This is a genomic window from Methylobacillus caricis, assembly GCF_020532705.1.
Lineage (GTDB): Bacteria > Pseudomonadota > Gammaproteobacteria > Burkholderiales > Methylophilaceae > Methylobacillus > Methylobacillus caricis.
On the sequence record NZ_JAJAVD010000003.1, the window covers coordinates 137,609 to 162,655 of the forward strand.

The 25,047-nt window shown below is 55.1% G+C and carries 21 protein-coding genes and 1 pseudogene; 1 reads left to right on the forward strand and 21 read right to left on the reverse strand.

Going from position 1 to position 25,047, the window contains the following annotated elements; all coding sequences use genetic code 11:
* Positions 1-125 precede the first annotated feature (125 nt).
* Positions 126-302, reverse strand: coding sequence for a hypothetical protein (locus tag LG200_RS09930; protein ID WP_226757472.1), 177 nt, complete (start codon positions 300-302; stop codon positions 126-128).
* A gap of 129 nt (positions 303-431) precedes the next feature.
* Between LG200_RS09930 and LG200_RS09935 the strand changes: the two genes are divergently transcribed.
* Complete coding sequence (locus LG200_RS09935) at positions 432-1,295, forward strand: integrase domain-containing protein (protein WP_226757473.1); 864 nt, start codon at positions 432-434, stop codon at positions 1,293-1,295.
* A 48-nt stretch (positions 1,296-1,343) separates the two neighbouring features.
* Here LG200_RS09935 and LG200_RS09940 read toward each other — a convergent pair whose 3' ends face one another.
* The 20 genes and pseudogenes from LG200_RS09940 to lptB all read right to left on the reverse strand — a co-directional run bounded on the left by LG200_RS09940 (position 1,344) and on the right by lptB (position 25,033).
* Positions 1,344-3,059: a DUF262 domain-containing protein gene (locus LG200_RS09940; RefSeq protein WP_226757474.1), complete on the reverse strand. Its 1,716-nt coding sequence runs from the start codon at positions 3,057-3,059 to the stop codon at positions 1,344-1,346.
* Positions 3,060-3,120: 61 nt separating this feature from the next.
* On the reverse strand, positions 3,121-5,967 hold the full coding sequence (locus tag LG200_RS09945) for a TrlF family AAA-like ATPase (RefSeq protein ID WP_074709491.1): 2,847 nt from the start codon (positions 5,965-5,967) through the stop codon (positions 3,121-3,123).
* A 65-nt stretch (positions 5,968-6,032) separates the two neighbouring features.
* Positions 6,033-8,066, reverse strand: coding sequence for an N-6 DNA methylase (locus LG200_RS09950; protein ID WP_226757475.1), 2,034 nt, complete (start codon positions 8,064-8,066; stop codon positions 6,033-6,035).
* 47 nt (positions 8,067-8,113) lie between these two features.
* Positions 8,114-10,219: a DEAD/DEAH box helicase family protein gene (locus LG200_RS09955; protein WP_404809809.1), complete on the reverse strand. Its 2,106-nt coding sequence runs from the start codon at positions 10,217-10,219 to the stop codon at positions 8,114-8,116.
* An 87-nt stretch (positions 10,220-10,306) separates the two neighbouring features.
* Positions 10,307-10,660 (reverse strand): annotated as a pseudogene (locus LG200_RS14215) (type I restriction endonuclease); the annotation flags it as partial.
* Positions 10,661-10,750: 90 nt separating this feature from the next.
* Complete coding sequence (locus tag LG200_RS09960) at positions 10,751-11,812, reverse strand: Fic family protein (RefSeq protein ID WP_226757476.1); 1,062 nt, start codon at positions 11,810-11,812, stop codon at positions 10,751-10,753.
* Positions 11,813-12,158: 346 nt separating this feature from the next.
* Positions 12,159-13,370 (reverse strand): tyrosine-type recombinase/integrase, encoded by a 1,212-nt coding sequence (locus LG200_RS09965; RefSeq protein WP_226757477.1) that lies wholly within the window; start codon positions 13,368-13,370, stop codon positions 12,159-12,161.
* A gap of 260 nt (positions 13,371-13,630) precedes the next feature.
* Positions 13,631-14,224, reverse strand: a complete 594-nt coding sequence (locus tag LG200_RS09970; RefSeq protein WP_226757478.1) for a D-alanine--D-alanine ligase — start codon at positions 14,222-14,224, stop codon at positions 13,631-13,633.
* A complete protein-coding gene (locus tag LG200_RS09975; RefSeq protein WP_226757479.1) occupies positions 14,221-14,697 on the reverse strand; it encodes a hypothetical protein in 477 nt (158 codons plus the stop codon). Before LG200_RS09975 ends, LG200_RS09970 begins: the two co-directional genes overlap by 4 nt.
* A 114-nt stretch (positions 14,698-14,811) precedes the next feature.
* Entirely contained in the window at positions 14,812-15,435 is a 624-nt protein-coding gene (locus tag LG200_RS09980; RefSeq protein ID WP_226757480.1) for a hypothetical protein, read from the reverse strand.
* A 151-nt stretch (positions 15,436-15,586) separates the two neighbouring features.
* Entirely contained in the window at positions 15,587-17,635 is a 2,049-nt protein-coding gene (locus LG200_RS09985; protein WP_226757481.1) for a M3 family metallopeptidase, read from the reverse strand.
* A 9-nt stretch (positions 17,636-17,644) separates the two neighbouring features.
* The gene (locus LG200_RS09990) at positions 17,645-17,986 is read right to left on the reverse strand and encodes a DUF4870 domain-containing protein (RefSeq protein WP_226757482.1); all 342 of its coding nucleotides are present in this window, start codon (positions 17,984-17,986) and stop codon (positions 17,645-17,647) included.
* A 30-nt stretch (positions 17,987-18,016) separates the two neighbouring features.
* A complete protein-coding gene (ptsP, locus tag LG200_RS09995) occupies positions 18,017-19,759 on the reverse strand; it encodes a phosphoenolpyruvate--protein phosphotransferase (protein WP_226757483.1) in 1,743 nt (580 codons plus the stop codon).
* 38 nt (positions 19,760-19,797) lie between these two features.
* Positions 19,798-20,067, reverse strand: coding sequence for an HPr family phosphocarrier protein (locus LG200_RS10000; RefSeq protein WP_226757484.1), 270 nt, complete (start codon positions 20,065-20,067; stop codon positions 19,798-19,800).
* Positions 20,060-20,467 (reverse strand): PTS sugar transporter subunit IIA, encoded by a 408-nt coding sequence (locus tag LG200_RS10005; RefSeq protein ID WP_226757485.1) that lies wholly within the window; start codon positions 20,465-20,467, stop codon positions 20,060-20,062. The genes LG200_RS10000 and LG200_RS10005 overlap by 8 nt, the downstream gene beginning before the upstream one ends.
* 66 nt (positions 20,468-20,533) lie before the next feature.
* Entirely contained in the window at positions 20,534-21,376 is an 843-nt protein-coding gene (rapZ, locus tag LG200_RS10010) for an RNase adapter RapZ (protein WP_226757486.1), read from the reverse strand.
* Between the two features lie 3 nt (positions 21,377-21,379).
* Positions 21,380-22,336, reverse strand: coding sequence for an HPr(Ser) kinase/phosphatase (gene hprK / locus LG200_RS10015; RefSeq protein WP_226757487.1), 957 nt, complete (start codon positions 22,334-22,336; stop codon positions 21,380-21,382).
* Between the two features lie 128 nt (positions 22,337-22,464).
* Positions 22,465-22,791: a ribosome hibernation-promoting factor, HPF/YfiA family gene (gene hpf, locus LG200_RS10020; RefSeq protein WP_226757488.1), complete on the reverse strand. Its 327-nt coding sequence runs from the start codon at positions 22,789-22,791 to the stop codon at positions 22,465-22,467.
* 31 nt (positions 22,792-22,822) lie between these two features.
* Entirely contained in the window at positions 22,823-24,286 is a 1,464-nt protein-coding gene (locus LG200_RS10025; RefSeq protein WP_226757489.1) for an RNA polymerase factor sigma-54, read from the reverse strand.
* Between the two features lie 24 nt (positions 24,287-24,310).
* Positions 24,311-25,033, reverse strand: a complete 723-nt coding sequence (gene lptB / locus LG200_RS10030) for an LPS export ABC transporter ATP-binding protein (RefSeq protein ID WP_226757490.1) — start codon at positions 25,031-25,033, stop codon at positions 24,311-24,313.
* Between the last annotated feature and the right edge of the window lie 14 nt (positions 25,034-25,047).

Below are 25,047 nucleotides of genomic sequence, written 5' to 3' on the forward strand. Positions count from 1 at the left end.
GCCCTAAACTGACCGGGCAGTTGCCAAGACCGATGGGCTTCGTACATCGGCAACCCCAACAGCGCAGGTTCCTGCAAGCGCAGGCCCGACAGGGTGGAGCCTTCTTCGTCTGTTTGAACTCATCCCTATCGCGCCGCCTGGCGCACGGTCCTTTGCAGCAATTGCCTGTGCGCGACGCACAGGGTTCCCGCTGCATTTCTCATCCCACTCACTTCATAGGAGGACTTGTCCACGTTCACATCACTTTCGTCTTGTAGTACCTCCGTCCGGGCTTCCAGCAGGGAGCAAGACGGACGCCTCATTTGAGGCTCTGGTGTCTCCTGAACACCATGCCCTTGCCCTCACGGGATCTCGCCTTGGCGAGCTGGCACCAACACTAACCACTGAATTTCAGGACAACGCAGTACGGCGCTTTGCTTGGAGGCCGGAAGATGGACGACTTGACCTACTCCCTGCGACAGCTCTGCCAGCGCAACCGTGACGGCAGCTACACCACGCAGGCCGACCGGATGCGTTCGCTGTCGCTGGCCGCGCGGCAACTGCGCGAGGCCGGTTTCCGGCAGATGAAGGCGTCGTCACTCAAGGGCAAGCACGCCCAGGCGCTGCTGGATCGCTGGCAAGGCGAAGGTTTGTTGTCTGGCACCATCAAGAATCGGCTCTCTCATCTGCGCTGGTGGGCCGAGAAGATCGGCAAGGCCGGCATCCTGCCAGCGGACAACACGCAACTCGGCGTGGCCGAGCGCCGCTATGTGACCAACGTCAGCAAGGCCCAAGCACTGGGCACAGGTCTTGAACAGGTCACCGACGCGCACGTACGCATGAGCCTTCAGCTACAGGCCGCCTTCGGATTGCGTCGGGAGGAAGCGATCAAGTTCCAGCCCAGTTACGCGGATCGGGGCGACCACATCGCCCTCAAGGGATCGTGGACCAAGGGCGGTCGGGAGCGAACTGTGCCCATCACAACGACAGAGCAACGCGACGCGCTCCACGCAGCACACCGCCTGGCGGGCACAGGATCACTGATCCCGGCAAACAAGACCTACATCCAGCAGCGGCACGTCTACGATGGACAGTGCAAGGCGGCGGGTCTGAGTTATATGCATGGCCTTCGCCATCAGTACGCGCAAAGCCGCTATGAGGCGTTGACGGGGAGGCCGCCGCCTGCGGCAGGTGGACCATTAGTCACGGAGTTAAGTCCAACGCAGCGCATAGAAGACCGCCATGCTCGTCAGACCATCAGCCGTGAGTTGGGACACGAGCGCGTTCAAATCACTGCCATCTACCTCGGTAGCTAGGTCAGGCAGTATGAGACCCCTGGCCTACATACACAGCCGTCCACCGGCTCAATCTGCAGGCCCAACAAACGTATTCAGCGCCGTTGCAATCCTCTTGCGTCGCTCAAGCAAGAAAGCCTTGTAGCTTCCCACTTCCAGCAGCGATGCCTCAACCGGGATGCACTGTGCTGCGAACGCTGGCTCGCCAAGCTGGCCCACCAGCGGGGGCAGGTAAACCGCCGGGGCCTTGTCGCTGATCGCGCGATTCGTCTTGCCGCCGATGAAGGCCAGATTAGCGATGTCATCCGCCTCGCGGGCAGTGAAGCTGGTCTTCAGTACGGCTTTGGGAAAGATGTGATGGAACTGCAAGCGATGCTGGGCGCCCGAATGATCCAGAGCAATGGTCAGATGACTGCGCCAATCTTTCGCACTGGCAGCGCGGAAAGCCAGGAACATGGTCTTGAACAGCGCGCTGCGCTGGTTGCGGCCTTCCAGTTCCTCCGCGGTAATGTCCAGGCGGCCGAACTGCAGGCGCAGCCGGTCGATCAGCTCGCTCACTGCTCCGCCCTGACGAATATTTGCCAAATCCTGATCCAGAATGGTTTCGCTGGAGCCTCGGGAGAAGCGGCCTTTGGCATTGGCCATCAGCGCCCAGTAGCGCAGTTGGCGAGCCTCGTCGTTGCTCAGCGCATAGTTGCGGCTATGCCCGAAATACGCCAGCACCACCAGCAGGAAAGGCGACGACAACAGTGCCGGGCTATCGATGCCCAGATTGCTACGCAGGAAGTTGAGCGCGAATTCCATGCCATCGCAGGCTTCTTTCCATGCCTTCTGCAGCTTCTCCACATTCAGGCTACCCACGATCTGGAAACGTGATTGACCGGTGGCAAACGCCATCAGGTTCTTCAGGTGCAAACCGAGATCGAGGTCAAAGCCCGTCTTGGCACAGGCCTTCTGAAAATCCTGGAACGTCTGCAGCGAGTGCCGCCACTTGGCGGTGATCTGCGCCAGAGCCAAGTCGGAACTGCGCAGCTTGGCTCCCAGTGAATTGACCCGGACGAAGATTTCCGTGACCTCATCGTAGGAAAGCGTCCGTTCCAGTACATCCATCCGATAAACGTACTTGCGGATGCCACGTAGCCGGGCCAGGCGCTGGCTGTACTTCTCGTAACGAGGATCGTCAAAACCACTGATGCCCGCACGTTTGAGGAACGGCGCATCGTTGTCGGTCTTGAACACTTCCGACACTTTCACCCAATGCGGCAACTGCTCCAGCTTCCTCGTGGCCACCACGAAAGTCATCTTGTTGAAGCGCTTGAGCAGTTCGTCCTCGGTCGAGTCCGTCTCATCGCCAATCAGTTCGCTATCGTCGTCAACATCGTCCTCGTCGTCGCCGTTCTCTTCCACTTCGGTCACGACCGCCAACTGGTCGGGATGTTCCAAGTTGAACAGCAAGTCGATAGGCCGACGACGGCCGCGCACCGATACTGGCTCGCCGCGAATGACGGCAGAGAGCGATGTCAGACGCTGCTGACCATCCAGCAGAAGCCGCGTGCTCTGGTAAGGATTCGTGCTCTGGCTGACCGCGAAATCCTGCAGCGGCACAGCTTCATCCGTTTCCCAAAGCAGGATTGCGCCCGATGGGTAGCCGCGATACAGCGAATCCAGCAGATCGCGCACTCGCGTAGAACGCCACACGTACTGGCGCTGCATCTCCGGCAAGCGCAGTTCGCCGCGCTCGATCATGGATACTAGCTCTTCAACGCTGGCTTCGGCCTTGGCCATGGTTGTTCCTTATTGCGTCATTCTTATCAAAGCGAATCTTGTGGATCAAACGGCGACGTTATCAAACATCTTTACCTAAGCGCTGATAACGCCGCTCAAACGCCTCTTCACCACCCTCCATCACCTGGCAGACTTCGCTGCGCATAGACTGATTCTGTAATGAGCCGGTCTGCTTCACATGGCACTGATGGTTGAAGTCCAGCACGTGGATCAGCTCTGCATCACCATTGACCACGATGTTGGGGTTATGGGTCACGATAATGAGCTGACGGCGCAGTTTGTTGCTGCGAATCTGCTGAACCACCAGTCCGTAGATTAGGTGGTTGTCCAGATCGTCCTCGGGCTGGTCGAGCACCAGCGGCTCTTTGCCATGGGCTAACAGGAAGGCCAGCATGGCGGCTGCACGCTGACCGGCTGAAGCCTGGCCAATGGATTGAAAGTCCCGACCATCGCCCTTGCGGCTGTATTCCACCTGCAAGCCGTCTTCGGGGAACCAGCACAAGATGTGGTCGGTAAACTCGGGGCGCTTGTCGGCTTCAGCTTTCAAGAATTTGTTGAACCAGCCACCGAACTCCGCGTTACCACGACATGCCTGCACCAGACGCCTTTTCTGGGCCAGTAACGCCTGCTCGAAGGCTGTCGCGTCCCGTGTTCCCGGCTGCTCGACAAGATCAACAGCGACCAGCAGGTCTGCCACGAGGCCCTTGGGAGGGGCACTATCCTGTTCCTGGTACAGGTCATCCACGTATTTGCCGTCGGCAGCCCCGAGCACTTCCCGCAACGAGCGCTCGATGCCCTGCGCATCTCGGCTGTAAGGAATCAGTTCGATCCGCACAAAGGGATTGATTTGGAGCGTTTCTTGAAGGAATGCGCTGCGTTGCGTGCTGATGGCACGGCGGGCGGACTGCACCTGCTCCAGTAGCGCTTTGGCTTTTTCGCGCAGGTCGGCGTGTTGCTTCTGCAAAGTCTCCAGCCGCTTGAGCTCGGCCTCCAGCCGCTGCTTTTCCTGCACCAGATGGCCGTACTCATTGGGATCGCTGACGCCCTGTTGCTGCAAATCGGTCTTAAGCTGATCGTAGGCTGCTTTGGCCGCGCCGATCCGCGCAAACCAGGGCGATGCTTCGAGCTCTCCTCGTAAGGCTTGCCCGCGCTCCTGCAACGCGACAGCCGCGTTCTCGACCTCCTCCCTGGCCTTGCCGATGGACGCGTGCAACGCCTCCATGAGTGTGAGTGCAGGACGATCTTCGTCGGCATCGAACAGCCCTTCAGCCAAGTCTTCTGCCAGTAAGTCTGCAGCAACGTCCTTCAAGCGGACAGCCAATTCGGAGGATGCTTCAAACTGGCGTTCCAGCTCGCGACTTTGCCGGTTGCTGCGCTGGTAGTTCTTCAGCACCGCTGCATGGTCGGCGCCCTCGAAGCGGGCCAGCTTGCGCTGGATGTCTTGCAGAGAAATCGTCAACGACTCGCGGCCTTGCAGCTTGCCTTCCAGATCGCGCATCTGCGCCCGAGAGGCTAGAAAAGCACGTTTGGCCTCCTCGAAGGCCGCTTGCTGCGATTGTGTGCCAGCCGCATCGTCGATCACCTTCAGCAGCGCCTGCTGGCTGTCGCCAGCCAAGGCCGCGATCTGCCCCTGGCTGAACAAGCGCACCGGAAACCGTTGTTCGGTGATGGCCTGGCTGGCCGAGGGCTTGAAGCTGTCTGCGGCGGCATCCCATTCCTCCACCGCATGCCCTTGGCCGTCCTGCCGCCAGATCAGGCGATAGGACGTGCCATCGCGATGCACTTGCACGTAGAGAGCTGTCTCCGTGCGCAGGCCGCCTTCGTCGCTGCGAGTCTTGGCGACCTTGTTGAATCGGTTGAAGGTTTGCCCGGCTTCTGAGGCGGACGACAGCTCCTTTTCCCGCCTATAGGCCAGGCGTAGGGCATGCACGACGGTCGATTTACCAGTGCCACGCCCACCGATCAGGGCATTGAAGTAGGGATTTAGCGGCAAGCTGGCGACCGTTCTTCCCCGCCCCATGTAGCGCGCGTCGCGGATTTCAATCGACTCGATAAAATGCTCTGGCGTATCGAAAGGGGCGAAACCGCTGCTCTCATCGCTACGCCGAACGGAGACCTCTTGCCCATCCAGCAACGCAAGGCGCAAGCCTTCCAAGCTGGGCGTGGCCATTTTGATCCAGGTGTAGCGTGAACCGGGAACGGCAACTCCCTGAAAGCTGTGGCAATCGCTGCCAACCACGTTGGCGAAGCGCAGTTTTAGTTCGTCCAGCACCATCGGTGCAGGACTCGTGGATGCTGCCCACTCCAGAGCCAAAATGCCAGGTTCCTGCAATACCTGCTTGACCGTAGTGGTATCCAGCAAGCATTTTCGTGTGCCGGGCTCGACCTGCAGCAGTCCCTTATCACTCTCGACGTGTGCCGGAATAGCAAGACCACCCGTCGCCAGAATGCGCTCCACCACCTTGGCTGCCCCTTCGCGGGTAACACCATCACTGTCGCCGCGCGTGCCGTCGTAGTCCGCCCTCGCCAGCAGATCGCTGATCGTTTGGCTGGTGGCAGACGGGTCGAAGATCGCCAACAGATGAAAACCGCCCTGTACCGAGATTTCCACGCCGGGGAACAGATGCAGTTCACGAAAACCGGCAGGCGCCGTTCCGGCGTCGGCGTCGTGCTTCATGTCCGCATAAGCCGCCTTGAGCTTGTCGATCCATTCGCCCGTGTTGTGGTCGGTGATCGCCACGCAGTCGATTCCGGCTGCCATGTACTTGAGCAGCCAGGTCAGCGGCGTCAGCTCGTTGGACGTGCCGATGACGGCTTGCCAGGCACCCGTGTCCTTGGAGGCAGGGGTATGGGTATGGAAATCGAACTTCCACCAGCGTGCGCCGGGATAAGGCCAGGGTTGGCTCATGTTCTTCTCCTGATTGGGGCCATCATTTCCTCCGCCTTAATCTCCGACCCAAAAAACAAAACGCATCATGAAATGCTCAAGGAAGGGGATGCTTCTCGAATAGCGAGCAATTTTTCAATCTGATTTTTGATCTCCGAAACAATTTCTGCGGATGAAGTGATACCAAAACCGATCTCTTCCCCAATGGCTTTCAGCTTATCAGCGGCATCCTTCGCAAGGATTCCCCGAACAATGCTTCGCTGCTCGTCAATGGATGGCAAAGGGATGAGAATCTTCTTTAGGTCGCTTTCGTCCAACGTAACGTTTGTGGCCCCGCACATCATTGGTACTAAAAGTTCATCTTTGAACTTCGACAAGTACTCGTGGATATATCTCATCTCCACTTCTTCTGGGTTTTTTACTTCGAGGCAACACATCGTATCTGCGAGAGCAAACCTTCCCTCCTGATAATGGAGACGCTTAATGTCAGCCTTGCCGTGCCCAGAAGATGATACAAGTGGTATGCAACTCGCCTTGAAGTCAAAGGAATAATCGGCTGATGTTTTTCTATCAGTCGCGGGGACCACAAGTGGAAAGTCTCCGGGCGGAGAACTCATGTTTGAGTGTTGTCCCCGATGGATATAGCAAATCTCGCCCAGCTCTCTCGCGCCAGGCATACGCTGTCGAAGCTCCTGAAATGTTCTCTCGAGCATGTACCACCGACCAACTAAGTGGCATCCGGCTGACGCAAGAATGTGCTCTCTTTTAACTGTGATGAAGTTCGGTCGTGAGAGATTTTGGACACTTTCCAACTGATTACGCTTAAATTTTTCAATTAAGTCCAACGCCGCAGGTAGCTCGTTCTCATCAACTGCTTGCCTGGTATCTGTCTGCGTATACCCATCAGCACCAATATTTATAAAAAGGACATCATCGAGACCCTTGGCTATCCCCTTGTCGATAATCAAGATATGAGTTTTAACGCTGGCGTACGGCTTGAATACACCATGAGGCAATTCAACGACAGCAATTAGAGACTTTTCTTGAATTAATCGCTTTCGCATTCCAACGTAGGCTGATTGACCGACAAAAACGATACCTTCGGGTACAACCACTCCTGCCTTCCCTGTGGGCGACAAGTGTTCAGCGATGTAGTCAAGAAAAAGCAATTCGGCTCGTTTTGACTGCAGGCTAAATTTTTTATGTGGCTTGATTCCACCCTTCGGCGTCATAAACGGCGGATTGGCCAATATCGTATCGTAGCTCTCTTTCCAGTGATCCTCTTGAGTTAACGAGTCATACTCTTCGATCAACGGGGACCGGAATCCATGCAAGTAAAGATTTACCAATGAGATCCTCACCATATCCGGCGAAATATCGAATCCCTTAATGTTTTCATGAACTCTTTGGCGCTCCGTCGGGGTCAGAAGACTCCCGCTATAGTGCATTGGACTCTCAATTGATGTTTCTGCGACTGAAGCACCCTGTTGTAGTTGCCAGCCACTTCGCTCTTCGATTGGCGAGTTCTCTCTAAGGATGTGTTTGTATGCGGAAATTAGGAATCCAGCAGTGCCGCAAGCCGGGTCCAAAACTCTGTCGTTTTTTTTCGGCCCAACAGCTCGAACCACGAAATCAATAATGTGACGAGGCGTGCGAAACTGGCCGGCATCGCCCTGGCTGCCCAGCACCGACAGCAGGTATTCGAAGGCGTCTCCGAGTCGCTCGGAGTGGTCATAGGAGAAGCCGTCGATTTCCTTCAGAAATGCCTTGAGCGTTTCCGGGTCGCGATACGGCAGGTAAGCGTTCTTGAAGATGTCGCGGAACAGTGCAGGCAAATGCGTGTTCTCAGTCATCTTGCCAATGGCTTCGGAGTAGAGGTTCAGCGTATCCTGACCACCCATGTTGGGTGCCAGCAGTTTGGTCCAGCTATATTTCTCGAAGCCATTGACGAAAAAGCTGCGCTTGCCGCCAAACTCTTCGGATTGCGCGTCCATGTCGTCCATGAACTTGTAGATAAGCGCGATGGTGATCTGCTCGACCTGGCTTTTGGGGTCAGGCACCTTGCCGACAAGGATGTCGCGGCAAGAGTCGATTCGGCGTTTGGTGTCGGTATCCAGCATTGTGTTGTTCTTCTCACTCGGCTGCCTAAGGCAGCCTCAGAAATTACTTACATGAATTGATTCAGAGGTACGTAGTCTTTGACGTACTCGGGTATGCCTTCGCGCCACTCGGGCGGCACGGCGCGCAGGTCACCCACGCCAAAAGCCGGGTTGACGTTCAGCTCGCCAAAACGCTTGTCGTCGATGATGGCGCGCAGGGCCGCGTCGGTGGAATACGCCTTGAAGAAGTACTTCATCGCCAGCACCGCTGTACCCTGGTCTTCTGTCAGCTTGCTTTGGTTAGCGAGCAGGAACTCCTGGAACTCGTCTTCCAGCAGCTCGTCCTTGCTCTTGAAGTACGGGATCAAGCCGAAGATTTTCTGCAGGATTTCCTTCAGGCTCAGGCGACGATCCACACCGGCTGCGCGCCGCAGCTTGTCCAGGTTGAAGTACTCGTTGGGTTTGTCGAACAGGTGGCTGGTCACGTAGTCGATGGCCAGCTCCCATTGCTCGCTTTCCACCTGCTGTTGCAGCGTGGGGTCGGCCTTGACCTGATCCTCGAATTTTTCGAAGAACATCCGGTCGATCTTCATGCCTTCGTAGCCGATTTGCTGCTCGGCCACGTGGAACATGGCATCGGTGCCGATGTGCTCGTACATTCCGCCCGTTGGTGGTGGCTCGCCTCCCTGGCCGTCACTCTCACTGCTACGCGCCGGCAGCTTGAGCACTTCGTCGTAGTCGAACTTCTCCTCAAAGTACTCACAGTTGGCGAAGAAGTCGAAGAACTTGAAGCGGACCTTCTCGGGCTCATTGACCAGCGGCTTCAGATCGTTATCGAACAGCTGTTCAAGAAAGTTGTGCTTGCGCGTGCCGCGCCCCTTGATCTGCACGAAATCGGACGGCGAGTACACCGGCCGTATCAGCGCGAGATTCAGAATGTCCGGGCAGTCGTAGCCGGTGGTCATCATGCCTACGGTGACGCAGACCCGCGCCTTGCTGGTCTTGTACAAAGCGTTGAAGTTGGCCGAGCCCAACAGGTTGTTGTTGGTGAAATTGATGGTGTATTGCTGGGCGTCCGGCACGCTGGAGGTCACTTGCACCGCGAAGTCTGACTGATACTTGCCAGGCCACAGTACGTCCGCCAGTTCGTTCAGGATTTGGGTCAGCTTGGTGGCATGGTTTTGGCTGACGGCGAACACTAGGCCCTTACCGAACTCACCAGTTACTGGATCACGCAGGCCGTTCTTGATGAAAGTCTGGCCAAACAACTCGTTGGTCGCCTTGGAAAAGAATTTCTTCTCAAAGTCCTTGGAGACAAAGCTTTGCTCCTGCTGCCCGTCCTCACCAGCCGGTGCCATCACGGCATAGCCCTTCTCGGCCAACAGTTTTGTGGTGATGTCGGTTCGGGCATCTACCACTACAGGATTGATCAGGAAGCCGTCCTTGACGCCATCCAACAATGAATACCGAAAGGTCGGTTGCCCGGAGTCGCAGCCAAAGGTGCGGTAAGTGTCCAGCAGCAGGCGGCGTTCCTGCTCTCGTGGGTCGCGGGTAGTCGGCTTGCTGGCATCAAAGCTCTTCAGATAGTCGCGGGGCGTTGCCGTCAGGCCCAGCTTGTAGCCAACGAAATATTCGAAGACAGCACGTGCATTACCGCCGATGGAGCGGTGTGCCTCATCGGAGATAACCAAGTCGAAGTCCGTGGGCGAGAACAGGCGCTGGTACTTGTTGTTGAACAGCAGCGATTGCACCGTGGTGACCACGATCTCGGCCTTGCGCCAGTCATCGCGGCGTTCTTTGTAGATAACCGTGGCGTAGTCGTTCTTCAGGTAGTCCTTGAATGCCTTCGCTGCTTGATCCTCCAGCTCCAGCCGATCCACAAGGAACAGCACGCGGCGGGCGTTGCCGGTGCGCAGGAACAGTTTGATAACGGCAGCAGACGTCAGAGTCTTGCCGGTGCCGGTCGCCATTTCGAATAGAAAGCGTGTCGATCCTTCAGCCGCCGCGTCCTGAATCGCGTTGACCGCTTTTTTCTGATAGTCGCGCAGAAATCGGAGCTTGTTCTTCGCGATGAAAGCCGGACGTTCGTCAGCGTTAATCCAGCCCGCTTCTTTCTCGTAACCCGGCTGCTGAGTCTGGACGATGTAATCGCGCCCGACGGCTTCGGTGATCAAGCGCTTCTGATCAGGTTCGAACTTCTGATAGCTCTTGAGCGAGTCCGGCGTCGGGAAGGCGGTGATGATGTGCGGATTGCCCTGCTGCAGGTCCCAGAAGTAGTGTAGGTTGCCGTTTGACAAGATCACGAATCGGCAGTTGAGCGACTTGGCATACTTTCGCGCCTGCTCCTTGCCGACCAGCGGGTTCTTGTCTTCGGACTTAGCTTCCAGCACCACCAACGGAAAGCTCTTTTCATCTAGCAGTAGAAAGTCAACAAATCCGTTCTTGGTCGATTCGAAGTTATCACCCAGATCGTTGATCTGATCCAGGCTGAGCTTGACGTTCGGCTCCAACGTTACGTTCGCCTTGCCCTTCGCATTGTTGAAGAACTGCCAGCCGGCACTCTCCAGCAGTTTGTTGATCTTGATGCGTGCTTGCGCTTCCTTCGCGTTCGCCATCTCAGGCCTCCCCCTCCGCTGATTCACCTTGAGAACCCAGCTTCAGGTTCTGCGCGCAGGCGTATTCCAAAACCGCCAGGAATTTGAACATTAGCTTCGCCCCTCTGCCTTGATCTTTAACCACTTCGCACCTCGCCCCTTGCCAGTCGATTCGATCAACCCCTCTGATTTCATCGCTCGCAGCACTAGTCGAACCATGTCCCGGCTCACGCCCGGGCAGGCTTCTTCAATCTCGGAAATCGAGAACGGCAGGGTGCGCCCCAGAACTTCCGTCCGCACTCGGTCGCCTTTGCTGCCACGTCCCCGTTCGATGGTGCCGACACGCTCCTCGAACTCACGGTAGGCCCGTAGCAAGGCACCCCAGAAGTAGTCGAGCCAGGGCTTTACGTCGTGCTGCCCCTGGTGCCAGCCCTGCGAGCTGGCTTCCAGCGTTTCGTAATAGCCTTCCTTGGTGTCCTCGAAGATGCGTTCCAGACTGATGTAGCGGCCCACGGCATAGTCGAAGTGGTAGAGCAGCAGCAGGGTCAGCAAACGGGACATGCGACCGTTGCCGTCCGGGAAGGGGTGGATGCACAGGAAGTCGAGCATCGCCAGCGGCACCAGTACGAGGGGGTCGGCCAGGTGCTGATCCAGCGCGGTGGCGTAGCGCCCAGCCAGATCGGTCATAGCCATGGGTGTGAGGTGCGCAGCGACCGGCTGGAAGCGTAGACGTGACGTGCCGTCCGGGTGACGTTCGATGATGTCGTTATTGGTAGCCTTCCAGCGCCCGCCCGCCTGCGGCATATAGCGGTACAGCAGGGTGTGGAGTTGCAGCACTACGCCCTCGCTGAAGGGCATGTGCGCGGCCGATTCGTGGATCAGCGCCAGGGCGTCACGGTAGCCGGCGATCTCCTGTTCGGAGCGGCTCTTTGGTGTTGCGTTGCGGATGACCAGAGACTTCAGCCGCGAAGGCGCTACGACAACACCTTCCAGCCGGTTGGACGACTCGGTGGACTCCACCACCGCGATCTGGCGTAGCCCCTTGAGGGCTTCGGGCGACTGCGCAGCGTAGAGTTGCTGCTTACCCTGGTATTCGCCCAGTGTGCGCAACGTGGCGGCCTGAGTGCCATCGAAGCGAAGCGCGGCAAGGTACTCGGGTGTGAGCGAGTGCATGGAAATGTAAGCCCAGACTGTGTAAATGGGGTAATCATAGCTCTTAAATGGGGTATTGTCTCTAAAAATGCCTCTTTTCTGGTGTTTGACTACCCCATTTCCTGAACATTGGACCGGTCGTGAGAGGCTGGTATGGCCGACCAAGAAGGAAATGAGCTATATGAATCTAAAAAGGGTAATAAATTAGAAATTACCCCATTTAATCCATTATTTACCCCATTTTCCAGCGCCCAGCCTTGGGCAAAGGCAAATGGCAAGGGAACGGCACTCAAGGGACAACGGCCCTATCCAGAAAAGGAAAAGGCCGCCCTGTCCATCCGTTCTGCAACACTCAGCCAACTCTTCCCTATGCGGTGCCGCTGTCCTCCGCCGCACTCAGATAGTCCGCCCAGTCCTGCAACAGCGTCCTTCTCTGATCCAGCAGCAGCGCCTTGTTGTACGTCGCCCGCACCTTGTTGCTTTCCACGTGGGCAAGCTGCCGCTCAATCGCATCAGGCCGGTATCCGTTCTCATTGGCCCAGGTTGAAAAGGTCGTCCGCCAGCAATGCGGCGTCGTGCCCCGGCCCAGGTTCATGTCGCGCATCGCGTAGGTGAGCCGGTTGGGCGTAGTGAAGCCCTTTCCGCTTCGGTGTGGAAACAGATAGCGCCCGCCACCCGTGATGTGCTGCAAGTCTTTCAGCACCGCTATGGCCTGCGTGGACAACGGGCTGACATGGTCACGCCGCGCCTTCATCTTCGCCGCAGGCCGACGCCACAATGCATCCTCAAAGTCGAACTCGTCCCACTCGGCATCCGCCGCTTCCCCTGGACGGCAGGCGGTCAGCGCAATCAACCGCAGACACAAAGAGGTTTCCGGATAGCCCCGGTAGCCGCACAACTCCTGATAGAACTTCTGGATTTGCTCACGCGTCATCGCAGCCTTGCTCTCGCTGGCCGGCACGCGCAGCAGCCCGCGTAGGGAGGGAATCGGATTGGCCTCAACCAGCCCCCGCACCACCGCGAACTCGAAGATTGCCGAAAGATCGCCTTTGACGTGGATGGCCGCCCACGCGCCATGTGCCTTGCATTCCTCCAGCAGCGGGCGAATCTGCTTCACGCCAATGCCGCTCATCGGCAACCCATCGAACTTGGGCGACAGGTACTTCCTGATGCGGGATTCTTTCGTGCGGTAGGAACTGAGCGCAAAGACGGGCTTGATCTCCGCCAGGTACGCTTTCGCCACCTTGGCGAACGAGCTTTCCTTTGCGCGCTTGCGTTCCTCCAGCACTTCCAAGTTGCGCTGCTTGACCTGCTGCCGCTCATGCGCAGGGTGGATACCTTGCTTGACCAAGGCACGCGCTTTCTCTCGGGCCGCACGCGCCTCCGCAAGGCTTACTTGAGGAAAACCGCCAATCGCAAAGAGGTTCTCCTTGCCCTGCAGGCGGTACTTCCACCGCCAGAGCTTGCCACCGGCGGGCTTGACCAGCAGGAACAGGCCCCCGCCGTCTGAAAGTTTCCAATCTCGATCAGTCGATTTGGCCGACCTGACCTTGAAGTCGGTGAGTAGGTTTTCGGGCATCGTTGGACTCCACTGCGGGGAAAAGTACCCCCACGGTTGAACACGAGTACCCCCAACGCTACCCCCGAATTTTTCAGACCTCGATGAACAATAGGAACGCTCAGCAGACCGTATTGTTTCTGCAACCCATTGATTTAAAACAGGTCAATCCGTCCACCAAGCGCTACTGAGCGCCACCGAGATCCAGCAAAAATCGTCAGACGTTGATCACACATTTAAACGAGAAAGCCAAGTTTACTGCTGTGCGATAGCTGGCTTCATCATGTACTTTGCTGACCTCCGACGGAGGAACCCATATTGGCTGGTTTCACAAAGAATGGAGAACCAAGCAAACTGGAAACTTCCGAGAAACCAGGAATCGGCTCGCTGTCTCTTAGTGTCAGAAATTTTCCGATCGGAATTCCAGCGTCGCGCAGCAATCTCTTCATGACATCCTTATCCATGCCCACCGCTGACCCCAGAACGCTTGATCCCACGAATGGGATATTAGCCAGTTTCAGAAAACCCTGGACAGTACCGTTCTCCCCCATCGGACCATGGAGGATAGGAAAGGCGACATCAATCGATCCATTGTGCTGTCGGTTTTCAATACTTGAAATTTTCCCGTTGCTTTCAGGCGCAAAGGTGATGCGATTTTGCGAGTTATTGAGGCTGATTTGTTCAGGACTATCTGCATCAATGAAGTAATCGTGGTTTGAGTTCAGCAACCATTTCCCTGCCTTGTCGATTCCAATCAGGACTGGCTCATATTTTTCACGGTCAATTGCATCAAACACGTTTCCGGCCGACTGCAACGACACCTCATGCTCGGCCGATTTTCCGCCAAAAATGATGGCTACTCTGATTTTCTTCATTTTGCTACTACACGACCTCTTTCAAGAATGGGCGGCGCATTATCCGTTAAAGCATTGCTGGCAACAGCAATGTTTGAGATCGTATAGTTCAATACCGGTTGCAGCGACAAACTGGCACTAGAAAAAATCGCAACCTGCAGCTCTGGAGCAAGACCCTGTTCAACGAATTGATAGCGCTTGTCACCAATATCAATCAGGGGATTATCTTCGATAATCTTCGCCACCTTGGTCAGGGAATCTATTCCTTGCTTGGAAAGAAACAGGATATCCACAGCAAATAACTGTGGAACCGTCTGCACCTGCCCGGTTGGCGATGTTTCTGGAGGAATGGGATTACGCGCTTGCGGCAGGCGAGCAATCCGCCAAGGCCATATCACTATCTGGGTGCGCAAGCTATTTGGATGCCCTACCCCAACCGAAAACGCTGTCTCGCTTTTAATGCGGCTTTGGATAGCTGCAATGGCGTCATCCATAGAATTTATCTCTTTACAGGTTAAGATTTAAGTACTTTAGCATCCTGCTTTTATATCATACCGTCCAGGCAATACAAGTTGGTAACCGGCCAGAGCTTGCAACCATACTACCTCCTATCGCGCAGGCCAAATGCTAAAGCTGTATTCACCAATGTTGCTGTAAACAAAAATTTCATTGAAGTTATGAGTGGGGCTAGCTTCTGTGACCAGTTTTTGCAAAAGCCCCCAGTCATCCGGCATGTAAGGATTAGTATCTAAACTGCAACTAATGATGAGAGTGGTGTTAGCTGGATACGGCTTTTTAGCCTTGTCTTTGATTCGCTTGAGCACATACTGTGCAAATTGCTCAACGAAATCCTGATTAGAGCGCAGGGTAGGGACAGACTTAATAGTCCTATTCTCCAGTCGACTAAGGCCGTTAGTACCGAATGCAAACCCTTGAGTGCTTAGAAGCTCTCGGTTTAGGTAATCCTTCGGATGTACTGCGCAGGTTACTTCAAGAAATCCTATTGAGGAGAAATAGCCTTGATCAATGTAGCTGCCGGCTTGATGCAATTCTGCATCATACGGTTGGCTGCCTGACTTCCAGCACACCGACATGTATCTGCCTGCTCCATACTTGGTTTGAAGGTATTTGCAAATGGGCAGGATTTCTTCAACAAGTTTCTTCTCGACAGTCGATGTACGCATGCGAAGTCGGGATGGGCCGTCTGGTTCGTTGCGGATATCTTCAAACAATTTGTACGCCAACCTGCAGAATTCCAAGCCATCGATGAGTTGATTATCGAATGCTGCGAGCCGGCTCATTGCCATAGTGTTAACTATTCAACTAACCGATGCACAATAAACCAAGTAAGACGCAATTCCATGATGCATTGCGCCCCACACTTTAAACCGTCATCCCGTTATGCCTCAGCAGCGCATCAATACTAGGCTCACGGCCCCTGAACGCAATGAACGATTCCAGGGCTGGGCGTGAGCCGCCTTGGGCGAGGATTTCGTTCCAGAAGCGTTTGCCTGCCTCGGCCGATAGCACGCCGTTTTCCTCGAACATGCTGTAGGCATCGGCCGAAAGTACTTCTGCCCACTTGTAGCTGTAATAGCCTGCGCCGTAGCCACCGGCAAAGATGTGGGAGAAGTTGTTGGGGAAGCGGTTCCACTTGGGTGGGCGGACCACGGCGACTTCATCGCGGACTTGCTCGATGAGGTCAAGCGCGGTTTGTGAGCCGAATGGGTTGAAGTCTGCATGCAGGCGCATGTCGAACAGGGAGAATTCGATCTGGCGCATGGTTTGCATGCCGGCCTGGAAATTCTTGGCGGCGACCATTTTGTCGAACAGTTCACGTGGCAAATGTTCACCGGTATCGACGTGCTTGGTCATGTGGCGCAGTACGTCCCATTCCCAGCAGAAGTTTTCCATGAACTGGCTGGGCAGTTCCACGGCATCCCATTCCACGCCCTTGATGCCGGACACGCCGTAATCTTCCACTTGGGTCAGCATGTGGTGCAGGCCATGGCCGAATTCGTGGAACATGGTGATGACTTCATCGTGCGTGAACAGGGCTGGCTTGCCTCCGACTGGGGCCGAGAAGTTGCAGGTGAGGTATGCCACGGGTGTTTCCACACCTTGGGCCTTGCGGCGGCGGGTGATGGCTTCGTCCATCCAGGCGCCGCCGCGCTTGTTGTTGCGGGCGTAGAGGTCCAGGTAGAACTGGCCGACTATTTTGCCTTGCTGGTCGGTAATTTCGTAGAAGCTGGCGGATTCATGCCAAACTGGGGCTGTAGTTTTTTTCACCTGCAGGCCGAAGATGGTTTCCGTGACCTTGAACAGGCCGTGCAGTACCTGCTCTTCCGGGAAGTATTGTTTGACTTCCTGGTCGGAGAAGGCATATTTGTCTTCACGCAGTTTTTCCGAGGCGTAGGCGATATCCCAGGCCTGTAGCTCAGTCAGGCCCAGGTTGTCTGCGGCATATGCCTTCAGCTCCTGCATGTCGCGCTCGGCAAAGGGTTTGGCACGGACAGCAAGCTGTTGTAGGAATTCCTCCACCTGTTGCGGTGTTTCTGCCATCTTGGTGGCAAGCGAGGTTTCAGCGTAATTCTTGTAACCGAGCAACGTGGCAGCTTCGCGGCGCAGCTTGAGTATGCTGGCAATCAGGGCGGTGTTGTCCCACTCGGGTTTGCCGAACTCGGAGGCGCGGGTGGCATAAGCGCGGTAGAGTTTTTCACGTAGGGCGCGGTTTTCTCCGTATTGCAACACAGGCATGTAGGAAGGGAATTGCAGGGTGAATTTCCAGCCGGTTTTCCCATCGGCCTGGGCAGCTTCTGCTGCGGCTTGCAGAACATCTTCCGGGATGCCTGCCAGCTCTGCTGCATCGTCTACCAACAGGGCGTAATCGTTGGTAGTGTCCAGCAGGTTTTCCTCAAACTTGGCAGACAGGGTGGAAAGCTCTTCCTGAATGGCCTTGAATCTGGCTTTCTTGTCTTCTGGCAGTTCGGCGCCGCCCAGGCGGAAGTCGCGCAGCTCGTTTTCAAGGATTTTACGTTGGGCAGGAGTGAGGCTGTCATAGGCTTTGCTGGCTCGAATGGCGCGGAACTTGGCATACAATCGTTCATCCTGGGAAAGGTCTGCATAAAAGGCCGTGAGCTTGGGCAGGTTTTCGTTATAGGCTTCACGCAGTTCAGGACTGTTGACCACTGCATTGAGATGGCCAACTTGAGACCATGCCCGTGAAATCTGCTCTTCAAAATCTTCCAGCGGGCGCGCGAAGTTATCCCATGTAGGCTCGGTCTGGTCTGCCACCAGGGATTCAACCAGGGCTTTGCCCTGTTCAAGCAAATAATCGACAGCCGGTGTGACATGGCTTGCCCTGACCTGGTCAAATTGGGGCAGGCCGGAGAAATCCAGCAAGGGGTTGTTGCTTGGTGCGTTGGTACTCACTTGGTGTCCTTAACTAATCAAACGTAGCGTAAATGGGTAACGGTATTCCTCGCCTCTGCTTGCGGCAATTGCAGCAATAATGCAAAGGATGATGTTGGCAATCCACAGGATGCCGCCGATTACAAATCCAATGAGGATATAAATCAATATGGAGCTGATGGCATAGCCTATCAAGAGGGTGATCTGAAAATTCAATGCCTCACGCGCATGGGTGCCGATAAACTCACTGTCATCTTTCTTCAGCAGCCAGACAATGAGTGCTGGTAGCAGGCTGAACAGGGTGCCGCCCAAATGGGTGAGAACCGCGATGTTTTTCTCGTCAGCACTGGCTACTGGGATAAGGTTGCTCATGCTTTGCTCCAGAAAATTGTGGGTAGATAGTTACAGATTGAGTTTGTGCAACAACGGTTCAATTTTATCAATGTCATAACTGCTCATGATTTTGCGTGAAATTGATGCCGTCGCTCTGAGATCGGATTGAAGTACCTGTTTCTTGATGGTGAGAATGTGTGCAGGGTGCATGGATAGCTGACGCAGGCCGAAGCTCATGAGCAGGCGTGTGAATGCAATATCCCCCGCCATTTCGCCGCAGACCGATACAGGCTTGTTCAGCTTGTTACCCGCGCGTATGGTCATTTCTATCAGTTTCAACACTGCAGGATGCGCCGGTTTGTAAAGATGAGATACGGAGTCATCCGTACGGTCAATTGCGAGTGAATACTGAATCAAGTCATTGGTGCCGATAGAGAGAAAATCCAGCTCACGGGCAAATGCCTCTGCATTCAGCGCAGCCGCGGGAATTTCTATCATGCCGCCCAACTTGATCTGTTCGTCAAATGGCAGCTTGTCCGCTCTCAGGCTTTCCTTGGCACGTTCGAGCAAAACCACAGTTTGGCGCAGCTCTGACAAGCTTGAGAGCATAGGGATCAATATCTTGATCTGTCCATAATGCGAGGCCCGCAGGATGGCCCGCAACTGGATATGGAAAATGTGGGGTTCTGACAGGCACAGGCGGATGGCCCGCAGGCCCAGCGCAGGATTGGTGCAGCTGCGGGCAGCATCGGGGTTCATCTGCTTGTCGGCACCCAGATCCAGTGTACGGATGGTCACTGGCAGGCCTTTCATCATTTCCGCGACTGTGCGATAAGCCGCAAACTGTTCTTCCTCGTTGGGCATTTCTCGCCGGTTCATGAACAGGAACTCGGTACGGTAAAGCCCGATACCGGTAGCACCGACAGCCTTAGCCTTGGCTACATCAGAAGGCACCTCGATATTGGCGTGCAGTTCAACCTCGATGCCATCAAGGGTAACAGCCTTGGTCAGCCTGAGACGCTTGAGTTTTTGTTGTTCGAGCTCCCACTGCTCCTGGCGCAGTCGGTATTCAGCCAGGGTATCCTTGTCCGGGTTGACAATCACAATGCCGTCATTGCCATCCACGATAATCAGTTCGCCATCACGGATAAGATCGCGTGCCCGGTGCAGCGCAACAATGGATGGAATGTTCAGGCTGCGCGCAAGAATGGCAGTATGGGAGGTGGCGCCGCCCACATCAGTGATGAAGGCTGCAAACTGGTGATGCTTGAACTGGATGGCATCCGCGGGAGACACATCATGCGCAACGAGGATCTGGGCGCGTTCATCCGGACGTATGGCGACCTCGCTGGGATGGCCGAGCAGGACCTTGATCACGCGCTCTACCACCTGTACCACATCCTGCTTACGTTCACGCAGGTATTCATCCTCAATCAGCTCGAATTGCGCAACCAGCTCGTTCATTTGCTGTTTCAACGCCCATTCGGCATTGCACAGCTCCTGTTCGATGATGGCTTTGGGCTCTTCGGACAATTGCTTGTCTGCGAGGATCATGAGGTGGGTGTTGATGAATGCTGCCAGTTCGGCTGGTGCATTGACAGGCAGCTGCCCACGCACGGCTTCCAGGTCGAGCTTGACCTTGGCTATCGCGTTTTCAAAACGGAGAATTTCTGAGACCAGGGATTTTTTTGGTACCTGGTAATGCACTACCTCCAGTAGGGCATTGGATACCAGGTGGGCGTTTCCAATAGCGATGCCGCTGGAAACGCCCACGCCATGCATGGAAAAACTTACCTTGGTGGTTTGGACCATGGATTTATTCCTGGGGGGAAGGAAAGGGCATGATTAATTTATTCTGGCTCACCAAAACGACTGTTGATCAGGTTGACCAGCGCGTCCATGGCTGCTTGTTCATCGCTACCGTTGGTTTCCAGGTTGATTTTGCTGCCCTTGCTGGCAGCCAGCATCATGACGCCCATGATGCTCTTGGCATTCACGCGGCGGCCATTGCGCTCTATCCATATTTCGCAGGCATGTTGGCTGGCGGTCTGTGTCAGCTTGGTAGAGGCGCGGGCATGCAATCCCAATTTATTGATGATTTCTATTTCTTGTTTAATCATGATGCTTACATGCGTCCTTGGAAAAATGTACAACCCCGTCGCGACCGCCACTGATGGCTTTCTCGACCAGGGTCATGATATTGGCGTTTCTATAAGTCAGTGCGCGCACCAGCATGGGCAGGTTGACGCCTGCCACGCCTTCCACATGGCCCGGTATCAGCAGCCTGCTCACCAGGTTGCAGGGCGTGGCACCGTAAATATCGGAAAGTATCAGCACACCCTGGCCTTCGTCCAGCTCCCTGATCATTTGCAAGGCTTGCGGCAGCAAGACATTCGGGTCGTCATGGGTGCCGACTCCCAGTTGCCTGAGCAATTGAGGGCGTGAGCCCATCACATGGCTTGCACAGTGGATGAGGCTTTCGCCCAGTGTCCCGTGGGCTATGATGAGTATTCCAATCATGCGTCAATGTCCTGTTTCACAAAGCATTCAAGGTATTGCTGATCTATCATTATAGATGGTGGCGGACTAGCTTTTTTCCAGTTCACGGTGCCGGATCAGCACCTTTTTCTGTTGCTGGCGGAAATAAGCTCCCAGGCGCTCCACCAGGTACACCGATCTATGCTGGCCGCCTGTGCAACCGATGGCGACGGTGAGGTAGCTGCGGTTATCCTCTATGAAGCAAGGAAGCCAACGCGAGATAAATCCCTGTATATCTTCATACATCAAGTGCACGTGGTCCTGCTTTTCCAGGTAATCACGGATGACGGCATCCTGGCCGGTAAAAGGCCGTAGTTCCTTGTCGTAGTATGGATTGGGCAGGCAACGTACATCAAATACATAGTCTGCATCGAGCGGGATTCCATGCTTGAAACCAAAGGAAGAGAACAGCAGGGTGAGCTCGCCATTTTTCTGGATGACAAATTCCTTGACCCAGTTGCGTAAAGTGTTGGCGCTCAGGTTGCTGGTATCTATGCGCAGGCCCAGGTCTACCAGTTGTTCCAGCAGGTGGCGTTCGTAACTGATGCTTTCGGCAAGGGTGCTGTTGTCTTTGCTCAGGGGGTGGCGCCGCCGGGTTTCACTGTAACGCTTGACCAGGGTTTCGACGTTGGCCTCGAGGAACAGCACCTGCACTTCTATGCCTTGGGCTTTGAGCTGGCGGATGTTGCCGGGCAGGGTCTCCAGCGCGGCACTGCGCGTATCTATGCTGATAGCGACCTGCTCGTTTTGTACAGTGCTGAGGTGCTCGGAAATCTGCGGCAACAGGGTAGCTGGCAGGTTGTCTATGCAATAGTAGCCACTGTCCTCAAGCATCTTGAGGACGATACTTTTGCCAGAACCGGAAAGACCAGTGACGATGACGAGCTGCATGATTTATTCCGCCAGCTTGAGCTTTCTTGCCGTGCGCGTCATTTCACGGTGCTGGCGCTGCATGAACTGCTTGGTGCCGTTGATGCCGCGTAGCAACAGCATATGGTTGCGTACGGCGACTTCTACCAGCACCGCGATATTGCGGCCAGCGGCAACAGGGATGACGACCTTGGGGATTTTGACATCCAGGATGGTCTCGTGTTGCGACTTGATCTTGAGCCTGTCCAGCGGCACCATGGTGTCGGCCATTTCCAGCTGGATAATCAGGTCCAGTGGCTTGGTCGGCTTCACTGCATTGTCGCCGAACAGGGCGCGTATATTGAGCACGCCCAGGCCGCGCACTTCCAGGAAGTCCTGCAACAGGGGCGGGCAACGTCCTTCCAGCCTGTCGGGTGCTATACGGTAGAAATCAACAATATCATCTGCCACCAGTCTATGGCCGCGTGAAATCAATTCCAGCGCGAGTTCGCTCTTGCCGATGGCGGGGTTGCCCTTCACCAGAATGCCAAAACCTTGCACTTCAAGGAAGACACCATGCAGGCTTTCCGATACGGCAACAGCTTGTGCCAGATAATGGCTCAATACATCCATCAATCCTGGGCTGCGCAGTGGGGAGGTGAAAAGTGGGGTGCTGTAGTCATCCGAGGCGCCAATCAGCTCACCAGGGGGGCTTTCACCATTGGCAACGATAATCGCAGCCAAGTCGGCGGAAAACAAATTCTTGATTGCTTGCTGTAATTCCTTGGATTTGAGGCTACGAAGGTAATCCATTTCGGCACATCCCAGGACCTGAACGCGATTGGGGTGTACGAAGTTAAGGTGGCCTACCAGCGCCAGGGAAGGCTTGGTCACGGTTTCGCTGGTCAGAGGGTTGTCACCGCCGGCAAGACCTGCAATCCATGTCAGCTTGAGTTTGCGGCGGGTATCCTTGTAAAGCTGGGTAACACTGATTTCAGCCATGGCGTGTACTTGTACCTTGGAATTGAAAGGAACTGCGGATCAAACTGCTGCTGCAAGTGCCCGGATGTATGCCCTATTAGTGGGCATGCCGGCTATCTGGGCACTTAACTGCAGCATGGTTAATGACTTTACTCTACAGCTTGGTGCTTGAGCGCACCGTTGGCTTGGTTGTGGTTGCCGATTTTTTCCTTATGCTTCACTACCTGGCGATCCAGTTTGTCAGTGAGTGTGTCGATAGCGCTATACATATTTTCGGCGCTGCTTTCAGCATGCAGGTCATTACCCGGCACGTGCAGGGTTGCTTCGACTTTTTGCACCAGTTTCTCAACGCTGAGCGTCACTTTGACATCAATCACGTGATCGAAGTGGTTACTCAGTCGCGACAGCTTGGACTGCACGTATTCGCGCAGTGCTGGGGTAACATCCAGATGGTGTCCGGTCAGGTGCAAATTCATAACGTTCTCCTTACTTGAAAAAACGCGCAAATCAAAGCGACTTGCGCTGGTTGGCCGCGGGTATCTGCAGAGACTCGCGGTATTTCGCTATGGTTCTTCTTGCAACAACTATGCCTTGTTTGCCGAGAATGTCGGTAATCTGGTTGTCAGACAAAGGTTTCTTCGGATTTTCCTCGCCGACCATCTGCTTGATCAGGGCGCGGATAGCGGTGGCGGAGCATGCGCCGCCTGATTCCGTAGCCACATGGCTGCCAAAGAAATATTTCAATTCATACACACCGCGTGGGGTCAGCATGTATTTGCGTGTGGTGACCCGTGACACGGTTGACTCATGCAACCCCAGCTCGTCGGCAATCTCCCGCAATACCAGTGGTCGCATCGCGACTTCGCCATGTTCGAAGAAGTTGCGCTGCCTGTCCACAATCGCCTGGGATACGCGCAAAATGGTGGAAAAGCGTTGCTGGATGTTCTTGATCATCCATTTGGCTTCCTGCATTTGGCTCATCAGGTATTGGCTTGAGCTTTCACGGTTGCGCTTGAGAATGCCGGCATAGAGCTGGTTGATGCGCAGTTTGGGCACGACTTCATCATTGAGGCTGGCAATCCAGATGCCCTTGACCTTCTTTACCACGATCTCGTGCTGGATATAGTGATCAGAGGTAATGTGGCTGAACTCGCCGCCCGGCCTGGGATTCAACTGCGTGACGAGCAACTGCACATGTTTCAGCACTTCGTCATCGCACTGCAGCAGCTTGCGCAGGCGGGCATAATCACGCGTGGCCAATAGTGGCAGATGGTGCTCTGCTACCTTGATGGCAAGCTGTATGTGAGGAGTATCCCCAGGCTGCGCCCGCAATTGCAGGGCCAGGCATTCAGCCAGGTTGCGTGCACCTATGCCGGGTGGGTCCAGGTTCTGAATGTGCTTGAGGGCAGTTTCCAGCTCAAGCTGGTCGATTTCCAGCTCATCCGGTAGCAGTTCTGCCAACTCTTCCAGGGACTGATCAAGATAGCCATCGTCGTTGATGGCATCTACCAGTACCATGGCCAGTGTCTGGTCACGCTCGGATAGGGGGAGTAACTTGATCTGGCTTAGAAGGTGTTCGCGCAAGGTGAGATTGACCGCTTCCTGGAAGCTGAAGTCATTATCATCATCATTGTTTGCGCCGCCTTCCTCCCAGCGGTTACTGCCCTGAAAGGACTCGAAGTAATCGTCTCCGCCGCCAAACTCATCAACGCGCGGTACCTCTTCAGTGGCAGGGGTGGCGCTTTCTGCGGGAGCGCTGGTCGCGATCTGGTCTGTCGGGGTATAGCTCTCCGGAATGTCAGGTACACCGTCTGGCCCATCAATACGTTCCAGCAAGGGGTTTGCCTGCAGCAGGGATTCCAGCTCCTGGTTGAGTTCCTGCGACGAGAGCTGCAGCAACTTGATTGACTGCTGCAATTGCGGCGTCAATGCTAGGTTCTGGGAAAATTTAAGCTGTAGACTCTGTTTCATGTTCTATTCCGCCTCATTTATTTCCTACAAGCGGAAGTCCTTGCCTAGGTAAACTTCTCTTACACTGCTGTTATGGATGATTTCACTGGGTTTGCCAGCGGCAAACACACGTCCCTCGTTCACAATATAAGCCCGGTCACAAATGCCCAGGGTTTCACGTACGTTGTGATCTGTAATCAGTACGCCGATATTGCGCTCGGTAAGAAACCGAATGATTTTCTGGATATCCAGTACGGCAATCGGGTCAATACCCGCAAACGGCTCATCAAGCAAAATAAAGCTGGGATTGGTGGCCAGGCAGCGCGCAATTTCCACGCGCCGTCTTTCACCGCCTGACAGGCTGACCGCCATGCTGTTACGGATATGAGTGATATGGAGTTCCTGCAACAGGGATTCAAGTTGTTCCTTTTGTTGCTCAGGGGTTATGTCTTGCAGTTCAAGAATGGACTGGATGTTTTCCGTCACGGTCATTTTGCGGAAAATGGAAGGCTCTTGCGGCAGATACGCCAAACCCATACGCGCGCGCTGGTGGATGGGCATGCGGCTCAAGTCCTTGCCATCCAGCAGGATACGGCCATCATCCAGTGGTACCAGGCCTACCATCATGTAAAAGCTGGTGGTCTTGCCGGCACCATTGGGGCCGAGCAGGCCGACTACTTCGCCACTATTAAGTTGCAAGGAAATGTCCTGTACGACGGTACGGGATTTATATTTCTTGCGCAGGCCTTCTACGATCAATTCACTCATTTATACAATAATCT